The sequence below is a fragment of the Wenxinia marina DSM 24838 genome, assembly GCF_000379485.1.
GTDB lineage: Bacteria > Pseudomonadota > Alphaproteobacteria > Rhodobacterales > Rhodobacteraceae > Wenxinia > Wenxinia marina.
Genome location: NZ_KB902316.1, coordinates 88,766 through 111,885, shown reverse-complemented (window position 1 = coordinate 111,885; position 23,120 = coordinate 88,766). Strand labels below are relative to the sequence as shown.

Annotated in this window: 27 protein-coding genes; 12 read left to right on the top strand and 15 right to left on the bottom strand. The window is 71.5% G+C overall.

Annotated elements, in window-relative coordinates; genetic code table 11:
- Nucleotides 1–91 precede the first annotated feature (91 nt).
- From A37W_RS0120370 to A37W_RS0120350, 5 genes are all read left to right on the top strand, one after another.
- Nucleotides 92–370, top strand: coding sequence for a DUF3572 domain-containing protein (locus A37W_RS0120370; RefSeq protein ID WP_018304908.1), 279 nt, complete (start codon nucleotides 92–94; stop codon nucleotides 368–370).
- The gene (locus tag A37W_RS0120365; protein ID WP_018304907.1) at nucleotides 367–1,077 is read left to right on the top strand and encodes an HAD family hydrolase; all 711 of its coding nucleotides are present in this window, start codon (nucleotides 367–369) and stop codon (nucleotides 1,075–1,077) included. Before A37W_RS0120370 ends, A37W_RS0120365 begins: the two co-directional genes overlap by 4 nt.
- A gap of 95 nt (nucleotides 1,078–1,172) precedes the next feature.
- The gene (locus A37W_RS0120360; protein ID WP_026198642.1) at nucleotides 1,173–2,729 is read left to right on the top strand and encodes a trimethylamine methyltransferase family protein; all 1,557 of its coding nucleotides are present in this window, start codon (nucleotides 1,173–1,175) and stop codon (nucleotides 2,727–2,729) included.
- A 129-nt stretch (nucleotides 2,730–2,858) separates the two neighbouring features.
- Nucleotides 2,859–3,416: a fasciclin domain-containing protein gene (locus tag A37W_RS0120355; RefSeq protein WP_018304905.1), complete on the top strand. Its 558-nt coding sequence runs from the start codon at nucleotides 2,859–2,861 to the stop codon at nucleotides 3,414–3,416.
- A gap of 239 nt (nucleotides 3,417–3,655) precedes the next feature.
- Nucleotides 3,656–4,129 (top strand): CAP domain-containing protein, encoded by a 474-nt coding sequence (locus A37W_RS0120350; protein ID WP_156169320.1) that lies wholly within the window; start codon nucleotides 3,656–3,658, stop codon nucleotides 4,127–4,129.
- 10 nt (nucleotides 4,130–4,139) lie between these two features.
- On the opposite strand, the gene dtd is transcribed toward A37W_RS0120350, so the two are convergent.
- The 13 genes from dtd to A37W_RS0120290 all read right to left on the bottom strand — a co-directional run bounded on the left by dtd (nucleotide 4,140) and on the right by A37W_RS0120290 (nucleotide 13,335).
- Complete coding sequence (gene dtd, locus A37W_RS0120345) at nucleotides 4,140–4,577, bottom strand: D-aminoacyl-tRNA deacylase (protein ID WP_018304903.1); 438 nt, start codon at nucleotides 4,575–4,577, stop codon at nucleotides 4,140–4,142.
- Nucleotides 4,574–5,488: a carbohydrate kinase family protein gene (locus A37W_RS0120340; protein ID WP_018304902.1), complete on the bottom strand. Its 915-nt coding sequence runs from the start codon at nucleotides 5,486–5,488 to the stop codon at nucleotides 4,574–4,576. The genes dtd and A37W_RS0120340 overlap by 4 nt, the downstream gene beginning before the upstream one ends.
- 176 nt (nucleotides 5,489–5,664) lie before the next feature.
- Nucleotides 5,665–5,865 (bottom strand): immunity protein CdiI family protein, encoded by a 201-nt coding sequence (locus A37W_RS23075; RefSeq protein ID WP_018304901.1) that lies wholly within the window; start codon nucleotides 5,863–5,865, stop codon nucleotides 5,665–5,667.
- Nucleotides 5,866–5,958: 93 nt separating this feature from the next.
- Entirely contained in the window at nucleotides 5,959–7,110 is a 1,152-nt protein-coding gene (locus A37W_RS0120330) for a TFIIB-type zinc ribbon-containing protein (RefSeq protein WP_018304900.1), read from the bottom strand.
- A 61-nt stretch (nucleotides 7,111–7,171) separates the two neighbouring features.
- A complete protein-coding gene (locus tag A37W_RS24475; protein WP_496543875.1) occupies nucleotides 7,172–7,456 on the bottom strand; it encodes a hypothetical protein in 285 nt (94 codons plus the stop codon).
- 55 nt (nucleotides 7,457–7,511) lie between these two features.
- A complete protein-coding gene (locus A37W_RS24470; RefSeq protein ID WP_018304898.1) occupies nucleotides 7,512–7,739 on the bottom strand; it encodes a hypothetical protein in 228 nt (75 codons plus the stop codon).
- 30 nt (nucleotides 7,740–7,769) lie between these two features.
- Complete coding sequence (locus A37W_RS0120320) at nucleotides 7,770–8,246, bottom strand: cytochrome b (RefSeq protein WP_018304897.1); 477 nt, start codon at nucleotides 8,244–8,246, stop codon at nucleotides 7,770–7,772.
- Nucleotides 8,247–8,278: 32 nt separating this feature from the next.
- A complete protein-coding gene (locus A37W_RS0120315) occupies nucleotides 8,279–9,427 on the bottom strand; it encodes an SPFH domain-containing protein (protein ID WP_018304896.1) in 1,149 nt (382 codons plus the stop codon).
- A gap of 119 nt (nucleotides 9,428–9,546) precedes the next feature.
- The gene (locus A37W_RS22565; RefSeq protein ID WP_018304895.1) at nucleotides 9,547–9,984 is read right to left on the bottom strand and encodes a globin domain-containing protein; all 438 of its coding nucleotides are present in this window, start codon (nucleotides 9,982–9,984) and stop codon (nucleotides 9,547–9,549) included.
- 56 nt (nucleotides 9,985–10,040) lie between these two features.
- Nucleotides 10,041–10,994 carry a DUF2927 domain-containing protein gene (locus A37W_RS0120305; RefSeq protein ID WP_018304894.1) on the bottom strand — a complete coding sequence of 318 codons (954 nt, stop codon included), beginning with the start codon at nucleotides 10,992–10,994 and terminating at the stop codon, nucleotides 10,041–10,043.
- 16 nt (nucleotides 10,995–11,010) lie between these two features.
- Entirely contained in the window at nucleotides 11,011–12,219 is a 1,209-nt protein-coding gene (locus A37W_RS0120300) for a toxic anion resistance protein (RefSeq protein WP_018304893.1), read from the bottom strand.
- A 22-nt stretch (nucleotides 12,220–12,241) separates the two neighbouring features.
- Nucleotides 12,242–13,126 carry a 5-bromo-4-chloroindolyl phosphate hydrolysis family protein gene (locus tag A37W_RS0120295; protein ID WP_018304892.1) on the bottom strand — a complete coding sequence of 295 codons (885 nt, stop codon included), beginning with the start codon at nucleotides 13,124–13,126 and terminating at the stop codon, nucleotides 12,242–12,244.
- Complete coding sequence (locus A37W_RS0120290) at nucleotides 13,126–13,335, bottom strand: hypothetical protein (RefSeq protein WP_018304891.1); 210 nt, start codon at nucleotides 13,333–13,335, stop codon at nucleotides 13,126–13,128. Before A37W_RS0120290 ends, A37W_RS0120295 begins: the two co-directional genes overlap by 1 nt.
- Before the next feature lie 220 nt (nucleotides 13,336–13,555).
- On the opposite strand from A37W_RS0120290, the gene A37W_RS0120285 reads away from it, so the two are divergent.
- Nucleotides 13,556–14,587, top strand: coding sequence for a hypothetical protein (locus A37W_RS0120285; protein ID WP_018304890.1), 1,032 nt, complete (start codon nucleotides 13,556–13,558; stop codon nucleotides 14,585–14,587).
- A gap of 149 nt (nucleotides 14,588–14,736) precedes the next feature.
- Here the strand turns inward: A37W_RS0120285 and A37W_RS0120280 are convergent, their stop codons facing one another.
- Nucleotides 14,737–15,549 carry a pseudouridine synthase gene (locus A37W_RS0120280; protein ID WP_018304889.1) on the bottom strand — a complete coding sequence of 271 codons (813 nt, stop codon included), beginning with the start codon at nucleotides 15,547–15,549 and terminating at the stop codon, nucleotides 14,737–14,739.
- A gap of 57 nt (nucleotides 15,550–15,606) precedes the next feature.
- Between A37W_RS0120280 and A37W_RS0120275 the strand changes: the two genes are divergently transcribed.
- The 6 genes from A37W_RS0120275 (at nucleotide 15,607) to A37W_RS0120250 (ending at nucleotide 22,081) form a co-directional block, all read left to right on the top strand.
- Nucleotides 15,607–16,053 carry a nucleoside deaminase gene (locus tag A37W_RS0120275; protein WP_018304888.1) on the top strand — a complete coding sequence of 149 codons (447 nt, stop codon included), beginning with the start codon at nucleotides 15,607–15,609 and terminating at the stop codon, nucleotides 16,051–16,053.
- 344 nt (nucleotides 16,054–16,397) lie between these two features.
- Nucleotides 16,398–18,347, top strand: coding sequence for a DNA primase (gene dnaG, locus A37W_RS0120270; RefSeq protein WP_018304887.1), 1,950 nt, complete (start codon nucleotides 16,398–16,400; stop codon nucleotides 18,345–18,347).
- 151 nt (nucleotides 18,348–18,498) lie between these two features.
- Complete coding sequence (rpoD, locus tag A37W_RS0120265) at nucleotides 18,499–20,490, top strand: RNA polymerase sigma factor RpoD (RefSeq protein WP_018304886.1); 1,992 nt, start codon at nucleotides 18,499–18,501, stop codon at nucleotides 20,488–20,490.
- A gap of 256 nt (nucleotides 20,491–20,746) precedes the next feature.
- Nucleotides 20,747–21,220 (top strand): thiol-disulfide oxidoreductase DCC family protein, encoded by a 474-nt coding sequence (locus A37W_RS0120260; protein ID WP_018304885.1) that lies wholly within the window; start codon nucleotides 20,747–20,749, stop codon nucleotides 21,218–21,220.
- Nucleotides 21,217–21,747 carry a DUF4166 domain-containing protein gene (locus tag A37W_RS22560; RefSeq protein WP_018304884.1) on the top strand — a complete coding sequence of 177 codons (531 nt, stop codon included), beginning with the start codon at nucleotides 21,217–21,219 and terminating at the stop codon, nucleotides 21,745–21,747. The genes A37W_RS0120260 and A37W_RS22560 overlap by 4 nt, the downstream gene beginning before the upstream one ends.
- Nucleotides 21,748–21,808: 61 nt before the next feature.
- Nucleotides 21,809–22,081, top strand: a complete 273-nt coding sequence (locus tag A37W_RS0120250; protein WP_018304883.1) for an HlyU family transcriptional regulator — start codon at nucleotides 21,809–21,811, stop codon at nucleotides 22,079–22,081.
- 4 nt (nucleotides 22,082–22,085) lie between these two features.
- Here A37W_RS0120250 and A37W_RS0120245 read toward each other — a convergent pair whose 3' ends face one another.
- The gene (locus tag A37W_RS0120245; protein WP_018304882.1) at nucleotides 22,086–23,066 is read right to left on the bottom strand and encodes an AI-2E family transporter; all 981 of its coding nucleotides are present in this window, start codon (nucleotides 23,064–23,066) and stop codon (nucleotides 22,086–22,088) included.
- Nucleotides 23,067–23,120: the final 54 nt, after the last annotated feature.

Sequence of the window (23,120 nt, the reverse complement as noted above, 5' to 3'; positions counted from 1 at the left end):
CGCTCGAATTGAAGAGATTAGTCGTCCGCAAAGGTTAAGAACTGGTTGCCTCTGTCGGAGGCGCGGACAGGGTGAAGGGAGATCGGCGGTCATGACGCGGGACGAGGCCGAAACGGTCGCCCTGACGGTGCTCGGTTGGCTGGCGGGCGAGGAGGAGATCATGCCGGTCTTCCTCGGCGCGTCGGGCCTCGACCGCGAGACGCTGGCCGCGCGGGCGACCGATCCGGACCTGCTGGTCTCGGTTCTGGAGTTTGTCACGATGGACGACCGCTGGGTGCTGTCCTGCGCCGGCGCGACTGGGCTGAAGCCCGAGGCGCCGATGCAGGCGCACGCCATCCTGTCGGGCGCGGCACGGACGCACTGGACGTGACCGCGCCGGGGGCGGGGATCCGGGGGCTGCTGTTCGACAAGGACGGCACGCTGTTCGACTTCCAGCGCACCTGGGGCGCCTGGGCGGTGGAGGCGATCGCGGCGCTGTCGGCGGGCGATCCGGCGCTGGAGGCGCGGATCGCCGACATCCTTGGCTTCGACCGGGCGGAGGGGCGGTTTCGCAAGGGCAGCATCGTGATCGCCGAGACGACGCCGACCATCGCGCGCCACCTGGCTCCGGTCCTGCCGGACGCGCCGGACCCCGGGCAGCTCGCGACGCGGCTCGACCGGATCGCGCTCGGCACGCCGCAGGTGCCGGCGTGCGATCTTGGCCCGCTCTTCGCGCGCCTCGCGGGCGCCGGCCTCGCCCTCGGCCTCGCCACGAACGACTCGGCCGCGGCGGCGGAGGGACACCTTTCCACCGCGGGGGTGCGGGGCGCCTTCGGCTTCGTCAGCGGCTACGATTCCGGTCACGGCGCCAAGCCGGGGCCGGGGCCGGCGCGCGCCTTCTGCGCGGAGGCCGGCCTGCCGCCGGAGGCCGTCGCCATGGTCGGCGACAGCCTGCATGACATGGAATGTGCCCGCGCCGCCGGCTGCGTCGCGATCGCCGTCCTCACCGGCCCGGCGGAGGCGGACACGCTCGGCCCCGCCTCCGACGCGGTTCTGGCCTCGATCGCCGACCTGCCCCACTGGCTGGGTCTCGGCTGAGGTCCATCGCCCGAAACCGACGCATTCCGTCGCTGCCTGCCCGCCCCCGTTCGCCTCTGCGCGCGAAGATGGGCGGGATGACGGGGACCAGGGACATGCCGGACACCGCGAGGCGCCGCCGCTCGGGCGGCCATGCCGGGAACGCCGCCCGCCGCACCGGCGCGGCGATCGACCAGATGCCGTGGGCGCCGCCGCTCAACACCGATCGCCCGACCGAGCCGCTGACCGACGAGGGCGTCGCCGCCATCCACGACGGCGCGATGCGGGTGCTGGAGGAGATCGGGATCGAGTTCCTGAACCACGAGGCGCTGGCCCTCTTCCGGCAGGCCGGCTGCACCGTCGAGGGCACGAACGTCCGGATGGGTCGCGAGTGGGTGACGGAGATGGTCGCCCGCGCGCCCCGCACCTTCACGCTGACGCCGCGCAACCCCGAGCGGAGGCTGACCGTCGGCGACGGGCACCTCCTCTTCGGCAACGTCTCGTCCCCGCCCAGCTGGTGGGATCTGGAGATCGGGCGCAAGGTGCCGGGCACGCGGGAAAAATGCGCCGACCTCTTCAGGCTGACGCAGGCCTTCAACTGCATCCACTTCGCCGGCGGCTACCCGGTGGAGCCGGTGGACCTGCCGCCCGCGACGCGGCACCTCGACGTCCTCTTCGACAAGCTGACGCTGACCGACAAGGTCGCGCACGCCTACTCCCTCGGCCCCGAGCGGGTGGAGGACGTGATGGAGATGGTGCGGCTGGCGGCCGGCCTGTCCCACGACGACTTCGCCGCCACGCCGCGGATGTACACCAACATCAACTCCACCTCTCCCCTGAAGCACGACTACCCGATGATCGACGGCTGCCTGCGGCTGATCCGCCGGGGGCAGGCGGTGATCGTCACGCCCTTCACGCTGGCGGGCGCGATGGCGCCGGTGACGATGGCGGGCGCCGTGACGCTGTCGATCGCAGAGGCGCTGTCGGCGATCGCGCTGTTCCAGTGGGTCGTGCCGGGCTGTCCCTGCGTGATCGGCACCTTCACCTCGAACGTGGACATGAAGTCCGGCGCCCCGGCCTTCGGCACGCCGGAATACATGCGCGCGACGCAGATGACGGGGCAGATGGCGCGCTTCTACGGCCTGCCGCTGCGCGCCTCGGGCTCGTGCGCCGCGAACGTCCCCGACGGGCAGGCGATGTGGGAGACGTCGAACGCGCTCTGGTCCGCGGTGCAGGCCGGGACGAGCTTCGTCTACCACGCGGCCGGCTGGCTTGAGGGCGGGCTCATCGCCTCGCCCGAGAAGTTCGTGATGGACTGCGAGGTGCTGCAGATGATCCAGCGCTACTTCGACCCCGCCCTGACCGCGACGGGGCCCGGGGACATCGCGCTGGATGCGATCCGCGAGGTCGGGTCGAGCGGGCACTATTTCGGGATCCAGCACACGCAGGACCGCTACGAGACCGCCTTCTACCAGCCGATCGCCAGCGACTGGCGCAACTTCGAGGCGTGGCAGACCGCCGGCGGGATGTGGAGCGCGGAGCGGGCGCACGGCATCTATCGCCGCATCGTCGACAGCTTCGAGCCGCCGCCGATGGACCCGGGCCACCGCGAGGCGCTGGCGGACTTCGTCGCCCGCCGCAAGGCGGAGGGCGGGGCGCCGACGGACTTCTGAGCCTCGCAAGACGTGTCACGCAAGCGTGATCGTCCCTCCTCAACTCTGGTTCGGGAGCCTCCGTAGCTCCTCACACTCCACGAGGACAGGCCGGCCCTTCCGGCCACGGACAACAGCAAGAGGTATCCCATGCTCAAGACCACGCTCACCGCCGCGGCGTTCGCGCTGACCTCCACCGCGCTGATCGCGCAGGACAACCCGACCGTCGGCGGCGCCGCCATGATGGCCGACATGACGATCGCCGAGAATGCGTCGAACGCGCCGAACCTGACGACGCTGGTCGCCGCCGTGACGTCCGCCGGCATGGCCGAGACGCTGATGGGCGAAGGTCCGTTCACCGTGTTCGCGCCCACCAACGACGCCTTCGCCGGCGTCGATGCGGCCTCGCTCGAGATGCTGATGATGCCCGAAAACGTCGAGCAGTTGCAGCAGATCCTCGGCTGCCACGTCGTCGCGACCGAAGCCTTCTCGACCGACATTGCCGGCATGATCGCCGATGACGGCGGCCGGCACCCGGTCCCGACGGTCGGCGGCTGCACGCTGACCGCGTACATGGACGGCGACATGCTGAAGCTCGAGGACGAGAACGGCCGCGTCGCCACCGTGACCACGGCGGACGTCGACCAGTCCAACGGCGTGGTCCACGTGATCGACACCGTGCTCCTCCCTGCCGGCCAGGCAGGCTGACCGACGGCCTGACCGGACAACGGACGGGGCCGCCTTCGGGCGGCCCCGTTTCGTTTCGGCGACGCTGCCGGACCCGGGCTCGCGCGGCATCAATCCCGATCGAGCGGCGCAATGCCGCACGGATCCGGCCGAAAGATCGTCTTTCCGCCACATTCGCATCCTGCTTCGACCAACCGCTTGCGTTCTTCCTGCGCCCACTCCACGACCCGTTGGGTTCTGCACGGAAAGGTTGAACGGACATGATGAGAAGGGTTGTCCTGGCGGTGGGTCTCCTGATCGGCGCGGCCGGCGCCGCGCACGCGCAAGCCTGCGCGCTTCCCGCTTCGGCGAACGACATCGCCGGCCAGCTGGGGCAGCTGTCGAACGTCGCCCGGCAGCGCAGCGGCGTGCCTGCGCTCTCCCACGACCAGCGCCTGTCGCGGGCGGCGCAGATGCTGGCCTGCGACATCGCGGCCACCGGGAATGTCGGGCACCGGACCCGGGCGGGGCAGAACTCGGCCGACCGTGTCGCCTCAGCGGGCTACCGCGCCTGCCTCGTGGCCGAAAACCTCGCCTGGGGCTATCCTCAGCCCGGCCAGATCGTGAACGGCTGGCTCTCCTCCTCGGGGCACAGCCGCAACATGCTGCATCCCAGGGCGCGGCAGTTCGGCGTCGGCCTCGCGCAGGGTGCGCAGGGGCCGGTCTGGGTGATGATCTACGCCAATCCCTGCTGACCGGCCGCCCTCAGGCGTCCAGCCAGATCGTCACCGGCCCGTCGTTGACCAGCGAGACCTGCATGTCGGCGCCGAACCGGCCGCGGTCGGTCTCCACCCCCTGCGCCACCATCGCCGCGGCGAACGCCTCGTACAGTGCCTCGCCGCGATCCGGCGCCGCGGCGGTGGAGAAGCCGGGGCGGTTGCCGCGGGAGGTGTCGGCGGCGAGCGTGAACTGCGAGACGACGAGTGCGGCGCCGCCGGTGTCGAGGAGCGAGCGGTTCATCCGCCCCGCGTCGTCGCGGAAGATGCGCAGCTTCGCGATCCTGGCGGCCATGCGCGCGGGCGCGTCGTCGGGATCGCCCTCCATCGCGCAGACCAGGATCAGGAGGCCGGGACCGATCGCGCCGACCGTCTCGCCCTCCACCCGCACCGCGGCTTCGGAGACGCGCTGGACCAGCGCCCTCACACCTCGTGGTCCCAGGGCGGGTTGGCGCCGGCGCGGCTGACCGTGATCGCGGCGGCGCGGGCGCCGAGCGACAGGGCGGCGGCGATCTCGTCCTCGGTCAGCGCGGCGACGCGGTCCTTGGTCAGGGCGCCGGCCTTGTAGAGGCTGGCGAGAACGCCGGCGTTGAAGGTGTCCCCGGCGCCGACGGTGTCGACCACCTCGACCCGCGTCGCGGGGACGGTCACGGTGTGGGCGGCGCTGTAGCCGGTCGCGCCCTTCGCGCCTTCGGTGATGCAGACCAGCCTGGCCCCCGCGTCGAGGAGGTCCCGGGCGAGCCCCTCGGTCGTGCCCGAGCCGCGCAGCCAGTGCAGGTCCTCGTCCGACAGCTTCACGATGTCGGCGCGGGCGCACATGCGCGCGATCCGGTCGCGGTAGGCGGCCTCGTCGGTGATGAAGGAGGGGCGGATGTTGGGGTCGATCATGGTGACGCGCGCGCCCGCCTCGCGCGCCTGCAGCGCCTCGTAGGCGGTGCCGCAGGGCTCTCCCACCAGGGAGATGCCGCCGAAGAACAGCGCCTCGGCGTCCGTATCGGGCAGATCGGCCTCGGTCAGCATCCGCCCGGCGGTGTTCTCGTCGTAGAAGGTGTAGGTGGCGTGGCCGTCGGTGAGCCGCACGAAGGCGAGCGTCGTCGGCCGGGCGCTGACGTGGGATGGTGAGGCGTCGACGCGGCTGGCCGCCAGAGTGTCCCGCAGGACGTCGCCGAAGAGGTCCGAGGAGAGGCCCGAGAAGAACCCCGCGGGCACGCCCAGCCGGCCGAGCGCGATGGCAGTGTTGAAGACCGCTCCGCCGGCGTAGGGGGCGAACGCCGCCTCGCCCGCCGCGGTGGTGCGCGGCAGCATGTCGATCAGCGCCTCGCCGCAGGACAGGATCATCGGCTCGCCTCCTCTGGTCGTCCATCCTGCTTGCCCGGCGGGGGGTGCGGCGTCAACGGGGCGATCCGAAGGAGCGCCTTGCGGCGCATTCTTTTGAGTAGAGGGGGCTGCCCGCCCCCGTCCGGCTGTCGCCGGACTCCCCCGGGGATATTTGTGGCTCGATGAGAGGGAGGGGGTCAGGGGAGATAGTCAACCGTCGCGCCGAGGGCCGTGGAGAGGCGGGCGGCGAGGGCGCACGCCTCCGCGTCGAAGGCGCGACGCTCGTCGTCGGTCCAGGGCGAGGGGGCGGCGGGGTCGTCCCAGTCGAGCGCGGTGTTGTGCCGCGCCTCGAGCCGCGCGAGCTCCGCCCGCAGGTCCGCCGGGAGAGGCAGCGCCACCTCGGCCGCGCCGGGCCGAGGCGGTCGGCGGTGGCGCGATCGGCGGGCCAGAGAGCCCCGCCGCCCCATTCGAAGCGCAGCAGCAGGCGCAGGCTACTGCGTCTGCCCATAGACGTAGAACGCGATGCCCGCGGCGATCAGGCCGAGGATCACGGCGAAGGCGATCTTCCAGGGGCTGTAGGGCCGCTCGCCCTGCACCTCGCCGGACTGACCGTTCACGACGAAGCGGTAGGTCTGGCCCCGGAACTTGTAGGCGGCGATCCAGATCGGCAGCAGGACGTGCTTGAAGGTGACGTCGTTCACGTCCGTATGGAGCGAGCTGATCCGCTGCACGTCGCCGCCGATGTCGGCCCGGACGTCCTGCCGGATCACGCCGTCCATGATCTGCCGCGCCTCGGAATAGCCGTCCGGCAGCTCCACCTGATAGCCCTCGGCCGAGAAGCCGGCGAGCCACTCGGGAGCATAGGGCTTCATCTCGGAGAGGTTCCAGGGCTCCAGCGCGTCGGCGTACTTCTTGGGTAGCGAGCGCGAGGCGAGGACGATCACGTCGTCGAAGAAGCGGGAGACGCGGCCGCGGGCGGCGCGCCAGCGGGTCCGGCGCTCGCGCACCGTCTGGCGCTTGCCGTCGCGCATCACGGTGCGGGTGACGTAGTAGTGGTCCCCGCGCATGCCGGTGTACTGAGACCGCGTATCGGCGTCGAAGGTCCAGTAGGGCACGTAGACGCCGTTCATCGCCCGGCCGTGGCGGGCGTAGTCCTTGAGCGCGTTCGGCGCGAACCACAGGGAACGGAGCCAGACCTTCAGCTCGTCCCGCGCCCTGTCCTCGGTCAGCGCGAAGGGGACGACGCCCTGCGGCTTGATGTGGCGGTGGGTGCCGGTGTCGGTGATGACGGGCGTGTCGCAGAACGGGCAGCGGGTGGCCTGGGTGACCTCGGCGATCTCGACCCGCGCGCCGCAGTTCGGGCAGGCGACGACGCGGCTCTCCTCGTACTCCGCGCCGGCCATGGCGCCGCCGAGGGCGCGCTCGAAATCGTGCTCGCGGAAGGCCGCCTCGGCCGCGTCCTCGGAGCCGGGGGAGATGTGCTGTTCGTGGCCGCAATAGGGGCAGGTGAGAACTGTCTCGCCGGGGCGATAGGTCAGCTGGGCGCCGCACTGCTCGCACGGGAAGCGATGCTCCTCGTCGGGCGGGGGCGGCAGGCCGTCGCCGTCGAAATCGCCGTCGGTCTCGGTCGTCGTGTCGGTCATGTCGTGCCCCCGGCCGTCCCGGGGCGGAGGGTGCGAAATCGGCGCGGCTGCCGCAAGTCCCTCAGAGCCAGCGCCAGTCCCAGCGGGGCGCCATGATCCGGAGCGCGTTGTCCCGCAGGCGGACATGGCGCCAGACGTGGAAGGCGGCGTGGACGGCGGTCAGGGCGGAGAGGGCGCAGAACTCCCGACCGTGGACCCAGCCGATCCAGGCGTTCAGCTGGGGCATCGAGAGTGGCACGCGGACCGGGACGAAGCCGCCCGCCATCAACTGGCGCGAGGCGGTGAGGCCGAGGCCGAGGCCGCTGAGGGCGACGCCGATCAGGCCCCAGACCAGCGCGTGATGCAGGACGCGGTGCAGCCGGCGCCCCCGGGGGCGGCAGCTTGGGTGCCCGGGCGGCCGGTCAGGCCGTGGCGGCGTAGAGGCCGATCCGGAGGAGGGCGCCGGAGACGAAGGTCGGCGCCAGGTTCGACTGGAAGAGGCGCCAGAACCGGGTGTCCGGCAGCGGCTCGCCCGGGTCGAGGAAGGCGAACCACGGCGCCAGGGGCGCGAGCAGCCAGTGCAGAACCGTGCGCCGGTGCGGCAGGGCGGGGGAAAGGCGGGGCCGCGCGGTCCTCCTGCCCTCAGACACGGAACCGGCAGGGCGGAGTTTTGCCGGGCGTCAGCCGGCGCGCATCATCCGTCGCAGCAGGCCGTCCTTCTTCACGTACTGATGCCACAGCGCGACGAGGGCGTGGCCAAGCGCGATGATCATCAGGATGTTGGCGATGGTGCCGTGGACGTCGCCCGCATCCTCCACCTGCCCGAACCATGCGACGGCGCCGCCGGCGGGAATCGCGATGAGCAGGAGGTAGATCAGGCGGTGGGTCCAGTTCGCGGCGGCCTGCATTGCGGGTGGATCGTCCGCGGGCGGCGGGGGCACGCCGCGGGTCAGGCGCAGCGCGAGGCGGATCAGCGTCAGCGCCAGCACCGTCAGGCCGAGCCAGGCGTGGAGCGGCAGGGCGCCGACGCCATCGCCGTCCATGCGGGCGTCGAACGCCTCCTCCATCCGGTCGTGGAGCAGCCAGGTGGCGACGACGAGGATCGCCACGGTCCAGTGCAGCGCGATCTGGGCGCGGGAGTAGGTGGCGACTGTCATCTGAACTCCGGCCGGGATGACCGTTGGATCACTCAGCCCGGCGGGGCCGGGGGCGGGGGCGGCGGGGGCGGCGGCATGACGGTGAAGAGCTGCGCCAGCTCGGCCACGTCGCCGGCCGGCTTCCAGCCGTCCTGACCTTGCGTCCAGACCAGCGTCTGCCGCGTCAGCCCGCCTTCGGCGACCATCCGGCCGAGCCGCGCCTTCGAATAGGGCCCGTGCGTCGCGCCGTTCTCGGCGATGTGCCAGACATGCTCCACCGGCGGGGGCGGCGGCGCGGCGGGCTGCGGCGCCGCCTGCGCGGGGGCCTGACCCCAGGGTCCGGCCTGGCCGCCCATCATCATGTTGCCCATCGCCATGCCGAGCCCGGCGCCCAGCCCTGCGCCCATGCCGCCGCCGGCGGCGCCCGGATTCTCCGCCGCCTTGCCCATCGCCTCGGCCGCGTTGAACTGGGCGTACTTGTGCAGGTCGCCCACGATCCCCATCGAGGTGCGCTTGTCGAGGACGGCCTCCACCTCCTGCGGCAGCGAGATGTTCTCGATGTAGAATTCTGGGATCGACAGGCCGTAGTTGGCGATGATCGGCTGGATCGCCTGGGTGATGACGCGGCCGAGGTCGGCGGTGTTGGCCGCCATGTCGAGGACCGCGATGCCGGAGCCGGCCAGCGCGCGGCTCACCTCCTGCACCACGACGTTCCGGATCTGGAAGTTGATCTCGTCCGCCGTGAACTCGCCGTCGGTGCCGACGATCTCCTGCATGAACCTGCCGGGCTCGGCCACCCGCATCGAATAGGTGCCGAAGGCGCGCAGGCGGACCGGCCCGAATTCGGGGTCGCGGCACATGATCGGATTCTTGGTGCCCCACTTCTGGCCGTTGAAGCGGGTCGTGTTGACGAAGTAGATCTCGGACTTGAACGGCGAGCGGAAGCCGTGGTCCCAGTGCTGCAGGTTCGTCATGATCGGCATGTTGTTCGTCTCGAGCATATAGAGCCCGGGATTGAACACGTCGGCGAGCTGGCCCTCGTGGACGAAGACCGCCGCCTGCCCCTCGCGCACCGTCAGCTTGGCGCCGTACTTGATCTCGTGGCCGTAGCGTTCGAACCGCCAGACCATCGTGTCGCGGGTGTCGTCGGTCCATTCGATGACGTCGATGAACTGGCCGGACAGGAAGTCGAGAATGCCCATGGGTGCCTCCGGATCGTGCTGCCGAAGGTCTAGCAACTTCGCCGCGGCGCGGCCAGAAAAAGCGCCGGTGCGGCGGGTCGGGTTCTGCTGACCTTGAAGGACGTCGGGGACTCTCCGTGTCAGGCGCTGCGGGCGCGGGGCATGGCGGGCATGTCGCGCGCGCCCGCGATCATCGTGGCCGCGACGGCGCGGAACACCTCGGTCCAGGCGGCGCGGTGATCGTCGGTCCAGCCGCGGGTCTGACGCTCCAGCGCCTCGAGAAGCGCGGCGCCGACCATGGCGTACTGCCCGTCCTCGGTGCCGCGTCGGACATGGTAGCGGCCGAGGTCGCGCAGCTGCGCCTCCATCCGCGAGAGGTCGTCGACCGAGCGGACGAGGCGGACCAGCATCTTCGACAGCTTCGCCGCCTGGGCGTCCATGTCCGTGGGGAACAGGCGCCGCAGCGACGGCTGGTCCCGGAACAGGATGCCGTAGAAATCGAGGGCGAGCGCCTCCGGCCGGCAGCGCAGCCGCTGGAAGCTGGATCGGATCAGGTCCTGATGTGCGGGGTCGAGCATGGGGCGGGTCCTTCGCCCGCACCTTTGCCGCAGGGCATGAAGAAACCGTTGAAGCCTCAGCTTTCGCCGCCGACCAGCTCCTCGGCGATGGTCCGCGCCAGCGGCGCCGCCTCGTCCGCCGGCATGCCGGCCCGCATCCGCGGGTCGTAGAGGATGCGCAACAGGTTCTCGTCGTGGCCGGTCAGCAGGGCGAACTCGTCGTCGTCGTTGAAGATCGACGGCCGCGCCTGCGGCGAGTCGTTGGGCAGGCCCAGGCCCTGCGCGATCTCCTCGTGGATGCAGGCCAGGCGCAGGCCGTCCGGATGCTCGGCCCGGATCAGCGCGACGGCCCGCGTATAGCCGGGCGAGGACCCGTCCGAGAAGGCGATGACGAGGCACAGGGTGGAGCGGCCGGGATTGAGGAAGGTGCGGACGGAGCTGTCGGCGATCCCCGGCACCAGCTGCCGCAGCCGGGCCTCGTATCCCAGCCGGTCGTCCTCGTTCAGGATCAGGACGTGGAAGTTCGCGTCCTCCGGCATCGTGGCCATCGCGTGCCCGGTGATCCGAGACAGGCGCGAGACGTAGCGGGCGATCGCGCCGCGATCCTCGGCGCGCCGCGCCTCGGGCACCGCGGCGCCGAACTCCACGCCCACGCGGATCGGCACCTCCCACCGGCGCAGCACGCTCGGCGTCTGCCGCGGCACGAGGACCCCGTCGGTGGAGGGCGCGTATTCGTCGAAGAGGGCGATGCGGATGAAGTTCCGCGACAGGTGGGTCGCCGTGTAGGGCGTGTCGATGCCGCCGCCGTCGGTCCGGAGCAGGCCCTGCGCCAGCAGGTCGTCTTGCAGGCGCCGGTAGAACAGGCCGAGGTCGCGGCTCGCCTCGGACGGCTCGACGACCGGCGGCTCGGGGCGGGGCGGCGGCGGCTGAGGAGTCTCGACCGGAAGCGGGGCGACCGGCGTATCCACAGGCTCGCAGGCGGCGATCATCGCCAGCGCCGTCAACGCGGCCGCGATCCGCCCCGGTGCCATGACCGCGCCCCTTTCCTCAGACCGGCGCCGCGCCGGAGGCGCCGCCGACGGTGTCGCCGAGGCCGGTCGAGCGGGACTTCGCGGACGCCAGCGTCTGCTTGAGGTCCGCCTCCATCTTCTGCAGATCCTCCTCGGCCCGGGCCCGCCGTGCCTTGCCCTCATCGGCGATCTGAAGCGACTCGTTAATCGTCGCGATCAGGTTCTCGTTCGCGGACTTCACCGCCTCGATGTCGAACACGCCCCGCTCCATCTCCTCGCGGATGGTCCTGTTGGCCGCACGCAGGTTCTCGGCGTTGCGGGTGAGGAGTTCGTTCGTCAGGTCGTTCGCCTCCTTCACCGCCCCGGCCGCCTCGGAGCTGCGCTGGATCGTCACCGCCTGCGCCAGCTGCGTCTCCCACAGCGGCACGGTGTTGACGAGGGTGGAGTTGATCTTGGTGACCAGGCTCTTGTCGTTCTCCTGCACCAGACGGATCGAGGGCAGCGACTGCATCGTCACCTGCCGCGTGAGTTTCAGGTCGTGGACCCGCCGCTCGAGGTCGTCGCGGGCGGCGCGGATGTCGCGCAGCTCCTGCGCCTTCATCACGCCCTGCTCCTCGGACGCGGCCTGCACCTCGGCCTCCTTGGCCGGAATGGTCCGGGTGTCCAGCTCCTGCAGCTTGGCCTCGCCGGCGGCGATGTAAAGGGCGAGTTCGTCGTAGAAGGCCAGCGTCCGGTCGTAGAGGATGTCGAGGCTCTCGATGTCCTTCAGCAGCAGGTGCTCGTGCTTCAAGAGGTCGTCGGTGATGTTGTCGATCTGGTCCTGCACGTCCTCGAACTTCGCCGCGAAGCGGGCCATCGGGGCGGCGCGGCCCAGCAGTTTCTCCAGGAACGACCGCTCGCGCCGCACGTCCAGCTCGGAGACCGAGAAGCCTCGGATCGTGGTGACGATCTGGCGCAGGGAATCGCCGGCAGGGCCGGTGTCCTTGTTGCGCACGCCGGCCAGCATCGACTGGCTGATCTCCTGCAACTGCGCCTGCGCGGTGGAGCCGAAATTCACGATGGAGTTGGTGTTGGAGAGATCCAGCTGCTCCATCCGCTTGCGGATCTCGGCGCTGACGGCAGGGTCCGCCTGCTCCAGCGCGACCACCTCGGTCGCCGCCTTCGGCTCGGGCAGGACCACCGCCGTCACCTTCTCGGCCTCGCGCAGGGCGGCCTCGGCCCGGTTCTGGATCGTGTCGTCGGTCATGGCTGTCTCCCCGTTGTTCCCGTCAGACCTGCCCGACGCCCTCTCGGGCGAGGCGGTCGCGCAGCACCTTGATCTCGATGTCCATGTCCGTGCGGTCGCCCCGCAGCATCTGCGTCGTGCGCGCCGCGAAATTGTGCTCGAGGTCGGTCAGCAGGCTCTCGTACTGCGCCCGCGCCTCGGCGTCCTTGGTCCGGGCGTAGTGCTCGGCGAACTTCACCGACGCGTCGCGCGCGCCCATCAGGTACACGCCAAGGTACTTGCGCGCGCTGGTGAGATCCCGCGGATCCTCCTCCACCGTGCGGATCATCCGCCGCGCCATCGCCTGGAAGCCGGCGACGCGAAGGTCCAGCTTGCGCTCGCCCAGGGCCGCGATGCGGTCCTTCATCTGCGCGAGGTAGGCCTCCGCCTCCTCGGTCACGCGGGCGACGCGGTCCTGCTGGTGCAGGTCGATCCCCTCCACCCGCTTGTCGCGCAACGGATCGACCCCGAACGCGGCGACGTGCAGCGCCCCGGCGGCGACGCCGTAGAGCACGGGGCCGAGCAGGCCGGCGGTCGAGGTGACGGCGGCGATGCCGACACCGACGCCCGTCAGGACGGACGCGAGAACCTTGCGCGGCAGCGCCGGCCGCCGGGCGATGGGGCGGGCGTCGTAGGCGGCATGCGCCCGCAGCCCCTCGCGCAGCAGCCAGGCGGCGAGGAACAGAAGGCCCGCGGCGATCAGGCCGAGGACCAGGCCCACCGGCTCCCCCAGCGAGGTGAAGACGAGGATCGCGGGCGGCACGAACAGGAGGTTCGCCTTCGCGCCCGCCGCATCCACCCGCAGTTCGGCCAGCGCGTCCTCGCGGATCGCCTCCTCCTGCGGCGTGGCGCCGCCGGGCGAGTGCCGCCCGCCGAATCGCCGGGCCATCACGCGCCTCCCAGCCAGCCGGTGACGATGCCCAGCATCAACAGCAGAAGGGCGACGTAGGCGACGGTTCGCAGCGTGTCGGGCATCCGGTCCTCCTTCGGTCGGGCGGCGGCGCGGGCCCGCGCGGGGCCGCCCGCGATCGACGCCACGGCGAAGGCGCCGAGGGCGACGGCGAGAAGCGCGAACGCGAAGATGACCAGCCGTGCCATGGCATCCTTTCCGAAAGCCTGCGCCCTGAACAATAGGAAAGCGGCGCCTCGATTGCGAGGGGCGGACAGCCGCCGGGTGGGGAAATCCGGACCGGACGGGCGGGGTTCCGCGACGCCGCGGGCGTGCGGCACCGTACCGCCATGGCGGTACGCCGCGGCAGGACGAAACAATTCGCGCTCCGGCCGGTTGATGATCAGGGACAAACGGAAAGGATGACCCATGGCGACGATGGAACCGGCACACGGCAGCTTCGGCACGGCGCGACGCGTATCCTGGGGAGCCATCTTCGCCGGCACCGTCGTGGCGCTGGCGCTGATGATCCTTTTCGCGACCCTCGGCCTCGCCATCGGCGCGGCGGCGGTCGATCCGCTCTACGAGCAGAACCCGCTGGAGGGCCTCGGCACCGGATCGGGCATCTGGATCATCGTCTCGCAGATCGTCGCGCTCGTCGTCGGCGGCTATGCCGCGGCGCGGCTCGCCGGCGTGCCGCGGACGGTCGCCTCGCTCCTCCACGGCGCGGCGGTCTGGGCGCTGACGACGCTCCTCCTCGCCTGGGCGGCCGTGGCGGGCGGCGGCGCGATGTTCGGCGCCGCCTCGACGATGATCGGCAACACCGCCCGCGGCGCCGCGAACGCGGTCGAGGCGCTGGCGCCGGACGACGTCTCGTTTCCGGACGTCTCGGAGGTCGCCTCTCAGCTGTCGGTCGAGGATCTGCCGCCCGAGGTGCAGCAGGCGCTGTCCGATGCCGGCGTGACGCTGCCGCAGCTGCGCCGTGAGGCCGGAGACGCGTTCCGCTCGGTGGTCAGCGCGCAGGAGCAGCAGCGCGCCCTCAACATCGTCCGGGGCGCGCTGGCCGACGCGCTGCGCAACCCTAGCGACATCGGCGAGGAGGTGAACGACGCCATCGACAGCCTCGTCACCGGACCCGACGCCGTCTTCGGCGAGGAGGACCGGCAGCAGGTGCTGGCGGTGCTCGAGCGCCGGCTCGGCATCGACGCGGAGGACGCCGAAGGTCTGCTGCAGGCGATCGAGACGCGGATCGAGGGAGCGGTGGACGAGATGCGCCGGACCCTGGATCAGGTCCAGCAGCAGGCGCTGGAGGCCGCGCAGGCGGCGACCTCGGCGCTCGCCACGACCGCCACCTGGCTCACCATCGCCTCGCTTCTCGGCCTGGCCGCGGCGCTGGGCGGCGCGTTCGCCGGCAAGCCGGACGGGCTGCTGGGCGAGCGGACCGACGACGTGCGGTACTGAGCGGTCGGGGACGGCTCCCGCGCCGCCCCTTCTCCCTCTCATCGAGCCATAAATATCCCCAGGGGGAGTCCGGCCCGCGAGGGCCGGACGGGGGCGGGACGCCCCCCGAACGCAAGACCGATGCGCCGCAAGGCGCGCCTTCGGATCGCTCAGTTCCGCCGGGGCGCCGGCCGCTTGCGGCGCACCTGCGCCTTGCCCGGCGGCGCCTTGCCCGCCTCGCGCTCGCCCAGCTGGTCGCGCAGGACCCTCTGCCGGACCTCCTCGACATCGCCTTCCTTGAGGTTGCCCAGCTGGAACGGACCGTAGCTGATCCGGATCAGCCGGTTCACCGTCAGTCCCAGCGCCGCCAGCGCGCGCCGGATCTCGCGATTCTTGCCCTCTCGCAGGCCGACCGTGAGCCAGGCGTTCGCGCCCTTGGTCCGGTCCAGCACCACCTGCATCGGCTGATAACGAACGCCCTCCACCTCGATCCCGGTGCGCAGCCGCTCCAGCGCCGCCTCCTCGGGCGCACCGTGCAGGCGCACGCGGTAGCGGCGCAGCCAGCCGGTAGAGGGCAGCTCCAGCCGCCGCTTCAGGGCGCCGTCGTTGGTCAGCAGCAGCAGGCCCTCGGACGTGAGGTCCAGCCGGCCGACGCTCATCACCCGCGGCATCCCCTCGGGCAGCGCGTCGAAGACGGTCCGACGGCCCTTCTCGTCCTTCGCGGTGGTCACGAGACCGACCGGCTTGTGGTACAGCCACAACCGCGCCTGCTCCGCCTCGGCCAGCGGCTTGCCGTCGACGGCGATGCGATCGGACGGGCCGACGTTCAGCGCCGGGCTGTCGATGACCTTGCCGTTCACGGCGACGCGGCCCTCCGCGATCATCCGCTCGGCGTCGCGGCGCGAGGCGACGCCGCGGCGGGACAGGACCTTGGCGATGCGCTCGCCGGGCGCGGTGGGGGGCGGGGTGGGGGTGTGGGCCATGACGCCCTCTAGCGCGGGACGCTTGCCCTTGGAAGGGCGGCGGGGCAGGGAAGGGCGATGGTCTTCACCTCGCACATGGATACCGCGCTGGCCGAGGCGGAGGCGGCGGCCGCCCGCGGCGAGGTGCCGGTGGGGGCGGTGCTGGTGGGGCGGGGAGGCGTGATCGCCGCCGCCGGCAACCGGGTGCGCGAGCTCGCCGACCCGACCGCCCACGCCGAGATGCTTGTGCTGCGGGCGGGGGCGGCGGCGCTGGGGTCCGAGCGGCTGGCCGGCACCGACCTCTACGTCACGCTCGAACCCTGCCCGATGTGCGCCGGCGCGATCTCGCTGGCCCGCGTGCGGCGGCTCTACTACGGCGCGGACGACCCCAAGACGGGCGGCGTCGCCCACGGCGCGCGGATCTTCGCGCATCCGCAGTGCCACCACGCGCCGGAGGTCTACGACGGGGTGGGGGCCGAGGCAGCGGGGGCGCTGCTGCGGCGGTTCTTCGCGGGGCGGCGGTAAGCCGGGGCGATCGACGGTGCGGGACGGAGGACAGCGTCCGGCCGGGGGACGGCAGACGCTCATCGCATAGGGCGGACCGTAGGGTGGGTGAACCCACCGATACCGGGCGTGGTGGGTTCCACCCACCCTACAGCGCACGGCCAGCCGCGGGCAGGCTTGCGCGGCTGTTCCCGGCGGTCTCGTTCACATTACTCCCGTCCCGGGCTTGACCCGGGACCCCGACCCGCATCTTGCGCGACTCTCCGTCCAGGCCCCGGGTCAAGCCCGGGGCGGGCGACGCGGGACGGGGCTGACGCCGCCCACCGCCCCTTGAAGGCCCTCGCGCGCGACCCGATACTCCGTCCATGAGTCTCCCCTCCGGATTCCTCGACGAGCTGCGCGGCCGCCTCAGCATGGCCGAGGTCGCGGGGCGCAAGGTCATGTGGGACCAGAAGAAGTCGAACCGCGGCAAGGGCGACTGGTGGGCGCCGTGCCCGTTCCACCAGGAGAAGACCGCCAGCTTCCACGTCGACGACCGCAAGGGCTACTACTACTGCTTCGGCTGCCAGGCGAAGGGCGACATGATCGGCTTCGTCATGGAGACCGAGAACGTCGCCTTCATGGAGGCGGTGGAGATCCTCGCCCGCGAGGCCGGTCTGCAGATGCCGGCCCGCGACCCGCAGGCGCAGAAGCAGGCCGACCGGCGCACGAAGCTGACCGAGGTGATGGACGAGGCCGCCCGCTGGTTCCGCCTGCAGCTGCGCACAGCGGCCGCCGCCGACGCCCGCGCCTACCTGGCGAAGCGCGGCCTCGACGAGGCGGCGCAGGAACGCTGGCAGATTGGCTACGCCCCGCCGGGGTGGGAGGGGCTGCGGACCGCGCTGACGGGCAAGGGCGTCGAGCTGCAGATGCTCCTCGACACCGGCCTCGTGAAGCCCTCCGACAAGGGCCGCCAGCCCTACGACACGTTCCGGGGACGGATCATGTTCCCGATCCGCGACCCGCGCGGGCGGACCATCGCGTTCGGCGGCCGCGCTCTCGACCCGAACGAGAGCGCCAAGTACCTGAACTCCCCCGAGACGGTCCTCTTCGACAAGGGCCGCACCCTCTACAACCACGGCCCCGCCCGCGAGGCGGCGGGCAAGGGCGCGCCGCTCCTCGTAGCCGAGGGCTACATGGACGTGATCGCGCTGGCCGAGGCGGGCTTTCCGGCGACGGTGGCGGCGCTCGGCACGGCGGTGACCGAGCAACACCTAACCCACCTCTGGCGGATCGCGGACGAGCCGATCATCGCCCTCGACGGCGACGCCGCAGGCCTGCGCGCGGCGCTCCGCGTCATCGACATCGCGCTGCCGATGCTGGCGGCGGGCAAGTCGCTGCGCTTCGCCATGATGCCCGAGGGGATGGACCCCGACGACCTGATCCGCGCCCGCGGCGCCGCCGCGGTGACCGAGGTGCTGGAGCGGGCGGAGCCGATGGTGCGGCTCCTCTGGCGGCGCGAGACCGACGGCAAGCGGTTCGACAGCCCCGAGCGCAAGGCCGCGCTCGACCGGGCGCTCGGCGAGGCGACGGCGCGGATCGCCGACCAGGGCATCCGCCGGCACTACGACGAAGCCTTCCGCCAGCTGAAGTGGGAGCTGTTCCGCCCGCCGCGCCGGGCGCCGTCCGGCGGCCCCGGCGGCTTCCGCAGGAAGGGTGCGCCGGAGCCGGTGCGAGACACGACGCGCTCGTCTCTGCTGGCCGCCACCGACGGGGCGGAGGACCACCTGTGCGAGGCCGCGATTCTCGCCACGCTGATCTCGACGCCCGCCGTGATCCCGGATTTCGAGGGCGCGATCGAGCGGATGGACTGCGCCGCGCCCGGTCACGGAGCGATCCGCGATGCGGTCCTCGCCCTCGGTCCGGTCCCGGACCTTCGCGCCCGCCTCGCCGAGCGCCTGGGTGCCGAGCCTCTTGAAAAGCTCTTCGGCGAGGGCCATGTCGCCATCGCTCCGGCAGTGCGCCGGCCGGGGGACGAGGACGTCGCCCGGCTCGCCCTCGCCGGGGACCTCGCCAAGCTGGCCGCGCGTCGCGGCCGCGCCCGCGAGGTGGCCGAGGCGGCCGAGGATCTGACCGGAGTCGCCGACGAGGGCCTGACATGGCGGCTGGCCGAGGCGGCCCGCGCGGTCGAACGGGCCGGCCGGGGCGGCGAGGACGAGGACCGCTCGGAATTCCGGACCGGGCCCAACGGGGCCCGCATGAAGCGCCAGGAGATCGACGCGTTCGCCGCGCTCCTCGGGCAGATCGATTACGGCAAGGGTGGACGGCGGAGTTGATTCGCCGCCGCTGCGACGAAAAAACCGGTCCCGCGCGGTTGCGAATCACCCCGACCAGAGGTTGATTCGTCCGCCAACGGGCCTACCTGATTCGGTTGGAACCGTCCCGCGAGGGAGGGGCGTTTCCCCACTCACATCCGAAGGAGCCGAGATGGCGAAGGACACCGACGACCAGCGCAAGGACGACGGCGACGACAACGACATCTCGCTCGACATGAGCCAGGCCGCGGTCAAGAAGATGATCGCCGAGGCGCGCGAGCGCGGCTACATCACCTACGACCAGCTGAACTCCGTCCTTCCGCCCGACCAGGTGTCCTCCGATCAGATCGAGGACGTGATGTCGATGCTCTCCGAGATGGGCATCCAGGTCACGGAAGAAGAGGAATCCGAGGAGGTCGAGGACGACGCCCAGGCCTCCGGCAGCCGCGAGGTCGCCACGACCGGCGGGCGCGAGGTGGCCGTCGGCAGCGGCGACACCGAGAAGCTGGACCGCACCGACGATCCGGTCCGTATGTACCTGCGCGAGATGGGCAGCGTCGAGCTGCTGTCCCGCGAGGGCGAGATCGCGATCGCCAAGCGGATCGAGGCCGGCCGCAACACCATGATCGCGGGCCTGTGCGAGAGCCCGCTGACATTCCAGGCGATCACCATCTGGCGCGAGGAGCTGCTGTCCGAGGACATTCTCCTTCGCGACGTGATCGACCTCGAGGCGACCTTCGGCAACCAGCTCGACGGCGAGGAGGACGAGGCGGTCGTCACCGAAGGCGAGGGCCAGCCCGAGGGTCAGAAGGCCGACAGCGGCGGGCCCGAGCTCGACGCCGACGGCAACCCGATCCAGTCCGACGACGACGAGGACGACGACGAGCAGGCGAACATGTCGCTCGCCGCGATGGAGTCGGCGCTGAAGCCCCGCGTGCTGGAGACGCTGGAGCGGATCGCCGACGAGTTCTCGCGCCTCAGCGACATGCAGGACGCCCGGATGTCGGCGACCCTGAACGAGGATTCCTCGTTCTCGGAAGGCGACGAGGCCAGCTACCAGAAGCTCCGCGGCGAGCTGGTGGAGCGGGTGAACTCCCTGCACCTGCACAACAACCGCATCGAGGCGCTGATCGACCAGCTCTACGGCATCAACCGCCGGATCATGTCGATCGACAGCTCCATGGTGAAGCTGGCCGACCAGGCCCGCATCAACCGCCGCGAGTTCATCGACGAGTATCGCGGGGCGGAGCTCGACCCCACCTGGCTCGACCGGATGGCCGAGAAGGCGGGCCGCGGCTGGCAGATGCTGCTGGAGCGCTCCACCGGCAAGATCGAGGAGCTGCGCGCCGAGATGGCGCAGGTCGGCCAGTATGTCGGTGTCGACATCCAGGAGTTCCGCCGCATCGTCGCCCAGGTCCAGAAGGGCGAGAAGGAAGCCCGGCAGGCCAAGAAGGAGATGGTCGAGGCGAACCTGCGGCTCGTCATCTCCATCGCCAAGAAATACACGAACCGCGGCCTGCAGTTCCTTGATCTCATTCAGGAAGGGAACATCGGCCTGATGAAGGCCGTGGACAAGTTCGAGTACCGCCGCGGCTACAAGTTCTCGACCTACGCGACGTGGTGGATCCGCCAGGCGATCACCCGGTCCATCGCCGATCAGGCGCGGACGATCCGCATCCCCGTCCACATGATCGAGACGATCAACAAGCTGGTCCGCACCGGGCGCCAGATGCTGCACGAGATCGGGCGCGAGCCCACGCCCGAGGAGCTGGCCGAGAAGCTGCAGATGCCGCTCGAGAAGGTCCGCAAGGTGATGAAGATCGCCAAGGAGCCGATCAGCCTCGAGACGCCCATCGGCGACGAGGAGGATTCGCAGCTCGGCGACTTCATCGAGGACAAGAACGCGGTCCTGCCGCTCGACAGCGCCATTCAGGAGAACCTCAAGGAGACGACGACCCGCGTGCTGGCGTCGCTCACGCCCCGCGAGGAGCGGGTGCTGCGCATGCGCTTCGGCATCGGCATGAACACCGACCACACGCTCGAGGAGGTCGGTCAGCAGTTCAGCGTCACCCGCGAACGGATCCGGCAGATCGAGGCCAAGGCGCTGCGCAAGCTGAAGCACCCGTCGCGGAGCCGGAAGCTGCGGTCGTTCCTGGATCAGTGAGCTGACGGCCCCTTCCGGGGACACCCGCCCCGGGCCCGACCCGGGGGCCTCGCGTGACGAGAAGCGAGGTCCCGGGTCAGGCCCGGGACCGGCGTTCGTGGGGGCCTCCGGGTCGAGGATCGGCACCGGAAGCTGCACGGCTCCCGACCCCGCGGGGGTCGGTCAGACCGGTCTTCGACGGACCTCCCCGGAACCGCCCCCGTGACGCCAAGGCGCCGCATCGACGGACGGGCCCCGTCGCGTTAGCCTTCCCGGCATGCCGCGCCCACTCGCCCGTACCGCCGACCTTCCCCCCGACCTCCGCGCCGCGCTCGGCGCCCGCGACCTGATCGTCTTCGACGGCGAGTGCGTCCTCTGCTCGGGCTTCTTCCGCTTCATGCTGCGCCACGACCGCGCCGGCCGGTTCTCGTTCGCCACGGCGCAGTCGCCGCTGGGGCAGGCGCTGTACCGCGCGCTCGGCCTGCCGACGGACGAGTTCGAGACGAACCTCGTGATCGTGGACGGGCGCATCCACGGCAAGCTCGGCGCGTTCGCGGCGGCGATGGGGGCGCTCGGCTGGCCGTGGCGGGCGCTGTCGGCGCTGCGCCTGATCCCTGCGCCGCTGGGCGACCCGGCCTACCGGCTGGTCGCCCGCAACAGGTACCGCCTGTTCGGGCGCTACGACACGTGCCTGCTGCCGACACCGGACATCCGCGCCCGCTTTCTCGACCTGCCGCGGGCGGCGGAGTGATCCCGCCGTTCCGGGCGGCCCTCGGCGCGGCGTGGGGCGACCTGCCGGCGCCGGTGCGGGCGGTGCATGGCGGGGCGCCGGAGCGTCGCTTCGCCGGCCGGGCCGAGGTGATCCGTGCGCCCGGCGCCCTCGCCGGGGCCGCCCTGCGCGTCGGCGGTTTCCCCCCGGCGACGAACGACATCGGGTTCACGCTGCACATCGCGCCGGGGCAGGGGGGCGAGGTCTGGCGCCGCCGGTTCGGGGCGCACGAGACGATCTCGGTCCTCGCGTGGGACGCGCGGCAGGGCCTTCGCGAGCGGTTCGGCGCCGTCACCTGCGTCCTCGCGCCACGGGTGAAAGACGGACGGCTGACGATGGAAGTGGTCCGCGCATGGGCCGTCCGGGCCCTGCCACTGCCGGCCGCGCTGACGCCGGCGAGCGCGATCGAGGTCGGCGCGAGCGGGGACCGCTACCTCTTCGACATCGCCGCAACCCTGCCGGGCGGGCGGGCGTTGATCCGCTACCGCGGCTGGCTCGCGCCCGCCTGACGACTTGGGCTCCGCGCCCGACCATGGCATTCTGACCCCAGTCCACCTCGAAGGAGCTTCCATGTCGATCCTCTCCCGCCTGTTCGGCCGCGGCGGTGCCGGCGGCTCGTCCGCCCCGGAGGCCGAGCCGGAGATGTACAACGACTTCGCCATCTTCCCCCAGCCGATCCGCGAGGGGACCCACTGGCGCGTGGCGGCGCGCATCGAGAAGGGCGAGCGGACGCACCACCTCATCCGTGCCGATACGATGGAGAGCGAGGACGTCGCCCGCGAGACGTCGTTGGCCAAGGCCAAGCAGATGATCGACCAGATGGGCGACGGCATCTTCGGCTGACGGCTCAGCCCGCGTCCTCGTGCAGCCACAGCCGCTGCACCATCGTCATCAGCGCGATGGTCAGCGGGGCGGTGATCACCACCCCGACGAGGCCGAGCACCGAACCGGTCAACGCGAAGGCGACGATGAGCAGCGCCGGGGGAATCTCCGCGACCCGCCCCTCGAGCGCGGGCAGGATCATGTTCGATTCCACCTGCTGCACCCCAACATAGAGGGCGAGGGTCCAAAGGAACGGCCCGGTCCCCTGCGACAGCGCCATCACCAGCGCCGGCAGCGCCGCGGCGATGGGGCCGATCACGGGCACGAACTCGAACAGCGCCGCGATCGTGCCGAGGATCAGCGGCGCCGGCAGGCCGATCCACCAGACGCCGAGGCCGGTGCCGACGCCCACGATGGCCATTGTCATCAGCTTGGCCCGGAGCCACAGTCCGAGCCGCCGTCCGATCGCGTCGAACGTGTCCCGCAGCCGCGGCTGGGCGTCCGTGGGAAAGAGCCGGACGAGGCCGTCGCGGTAGCGGCCGGGCGAGATCGCGAGGAAGGCGCCGGTCATCGTGACAAGCAGCGCGGTCGTCAGTCCGCCGAACAGCGTCATCGACCAGGACAGCAGCCGCCCCGCCATCTCGGCCACCTGCCCGAGGGCCGAGGCGAGGCGGTCGTCCATCCGCCGCGCCAGCGTGTCGAGGGACATCGGCAGCATCTCCATCAGGTCGGAGGCCTGCTCGCGCAGCGTCGGCATCGCGAGCCAGCCGCCGGTGACGAGGAGAGCGACGATCAGCACCAGCGCGACGGAGACGCTCCAGCCGCGGGACAGGCCGACCTTGCGGAACGGCCGGCTCAGCCCGTCGAGGGCGACGGCGATGACCACGGCCAGGAAGATCAGCGCGATGGGGTGGCGCAGGACCCACAGCAGGCCGACGGCCGCGAGAGCCGCCGCCGCGATGGCCACGCGGACGGTGAAGGCGCCGAGGCTGCGGTCTTCGCTCATGGTCGCTCCCTTCCGGTAACGAACCTGCGAGGTGGCCCGTCCGTTCCGGTCCCC

Bases quoted from the DNA above. Each gene is read 5' to 3' on its own strand.
- A37W_RS0120370 (WP_018304908.1), top strand. From the start codon at position 92: ATGACGCGGGACGAGGCCGAAACGGTCGCCCTGACGGTGCTCGGTTGG.
- A37W_RS0120360 (WP_026198642.1), top strand. From the start codon at position 1,173: ATGCCGGACACCGCGAGGCGCCGCCGCTCGGGCGGCCATGCCGGGAAC.
- A37W_RS0120355 (WP_018304905.1), top strand. From the start codon at position 2,859: ATGCTCAAGACCACGCTCACCGCCGCGGCGTTCGCGCTGACCTCCACC.
- A37W_RS0120350 (WP_156169320.1), top strand. From the start codon at position 3,656: ATGATGAGAAGGGTTGTCCTGGCGGTGGGTCTCCTGATCGGCGCGGCC.
- A37W_RS0120340 (WP_018304902.1), bottom strand. From the start codon at position 5,488: ATGATCCTGTCCTGCGGCGAGGCGCTGATCGACATGCTGCCGCGCACC.
- A37W_RS0120330 (WP_018304900.1), bottom strand. From the start codon at position 7,110: ATGACCGACACGACGACCGAGACCGACGGCGATTTCGACGGCGACGGC.
- A37W_RS0120320 (WP_018304897.1), bottom strand. From the start codon at position 8,246: ATGACAGTCGCCACCTACTCCCGCGCCCAGATCGCGCTGCACTGGACC.
- A37W_RS0120315 (WP_018304896.1), bottom strand. From the start codon at position 9,427: ATGGGCATTCTCGACTTCCTGTCCGGCCAGTTCATCGACGTCATCGAA.
- A37W_RS22565 (WP_018304895.1), bottom strand. From the start codon at position 9,984: ATGCTCGACCCCGCACATCAGGACCTGATCCGATCCAGCTTCCAGCGG.
- A37W_RS0120305 (WP_018304894.1), bottom strand. From the start codon at position 10,994: ATGGCACCGGGGCGGATCGCGGCCGCGTTGACGGCGCTGGCGATGATC.
- A37W_RS0120300 (WP_018304893.1), bottom strand. From the start codon at position 12,219: ATGACCGACGACACGATCCAGAACCGGGCCGAGGCCGCCCTGCGCGAG.
- A37W_RS0120295 (WP_018304892.1), bottom strand. From the start codon at position 13,126: ATGGCCCGGCGATTCGGCGGGCGGCACTCGCCCGGCGGCGCCACGCCG.
- A37W_RS0120290 (WP_018304891.1), bottom strand. From the start codon at position 13,335: ATGGCACGGCTGGTCATCTTCGCGTTCGCGCTTCTCGCCGTCGCCCTC.
- A37W_RS0120285 (WP_018304890.1), top strand. From the start codon at position 13,556: ATGGCGACGATGGAACCGGCACACGGCAGCTTCGGCACGGCGCGACGC.
- A37W_RS0120280 (WP_018304889.1), bottom strand. From the start codon at position 15,549: ATGGCCCACACCCCCACCCCGCCCCCCACCGCGCCCGGCGAGCGCATC.
- A37W_RS0120275 (WP_018304888.1), top strand. From the start codon at position 15,607: ATGGTCTTCACCTCGCACATGGATACCGCGCTGGCCGAGGCGGAGGCG.
- dnaG (WP_018304887.1), top strand. From the start codon at position 16,398: ATGAGTCTCCCCTCCGGATTCCTCGACGAGCTGCGCGGCCGCCTCAGC.
- rpoD (WP_018304886.1), top strand. From the start codon at position 18,499: ATGGCGAAGGACACCGACGACCAGCGCAAGGACGACGGCGACGACAAC.
- A37W_RS0120260 (WP_018304885.1), top strand. From the start codon at position 20,747: ATGCCGCGCCCACTCGCCCGTACCGCCGACCTTCCCCCCGACCTCCGC.
- A37W_RS0120250 (WP_018304883.1), top strand. From the start codon at position 21,809: ATGTCGATCCTCTCCCGCCTGTTCGGCCGCGGCGGTGCCGGCGGCTCG.
- A37W_RS0120245 (WP_018304882.1), bottom strand. From the start codon at position 23,066: ATGAGCGAAGACCGCAGCCTCGGCGCCTTCACCGTCCGCGTGGCCATC.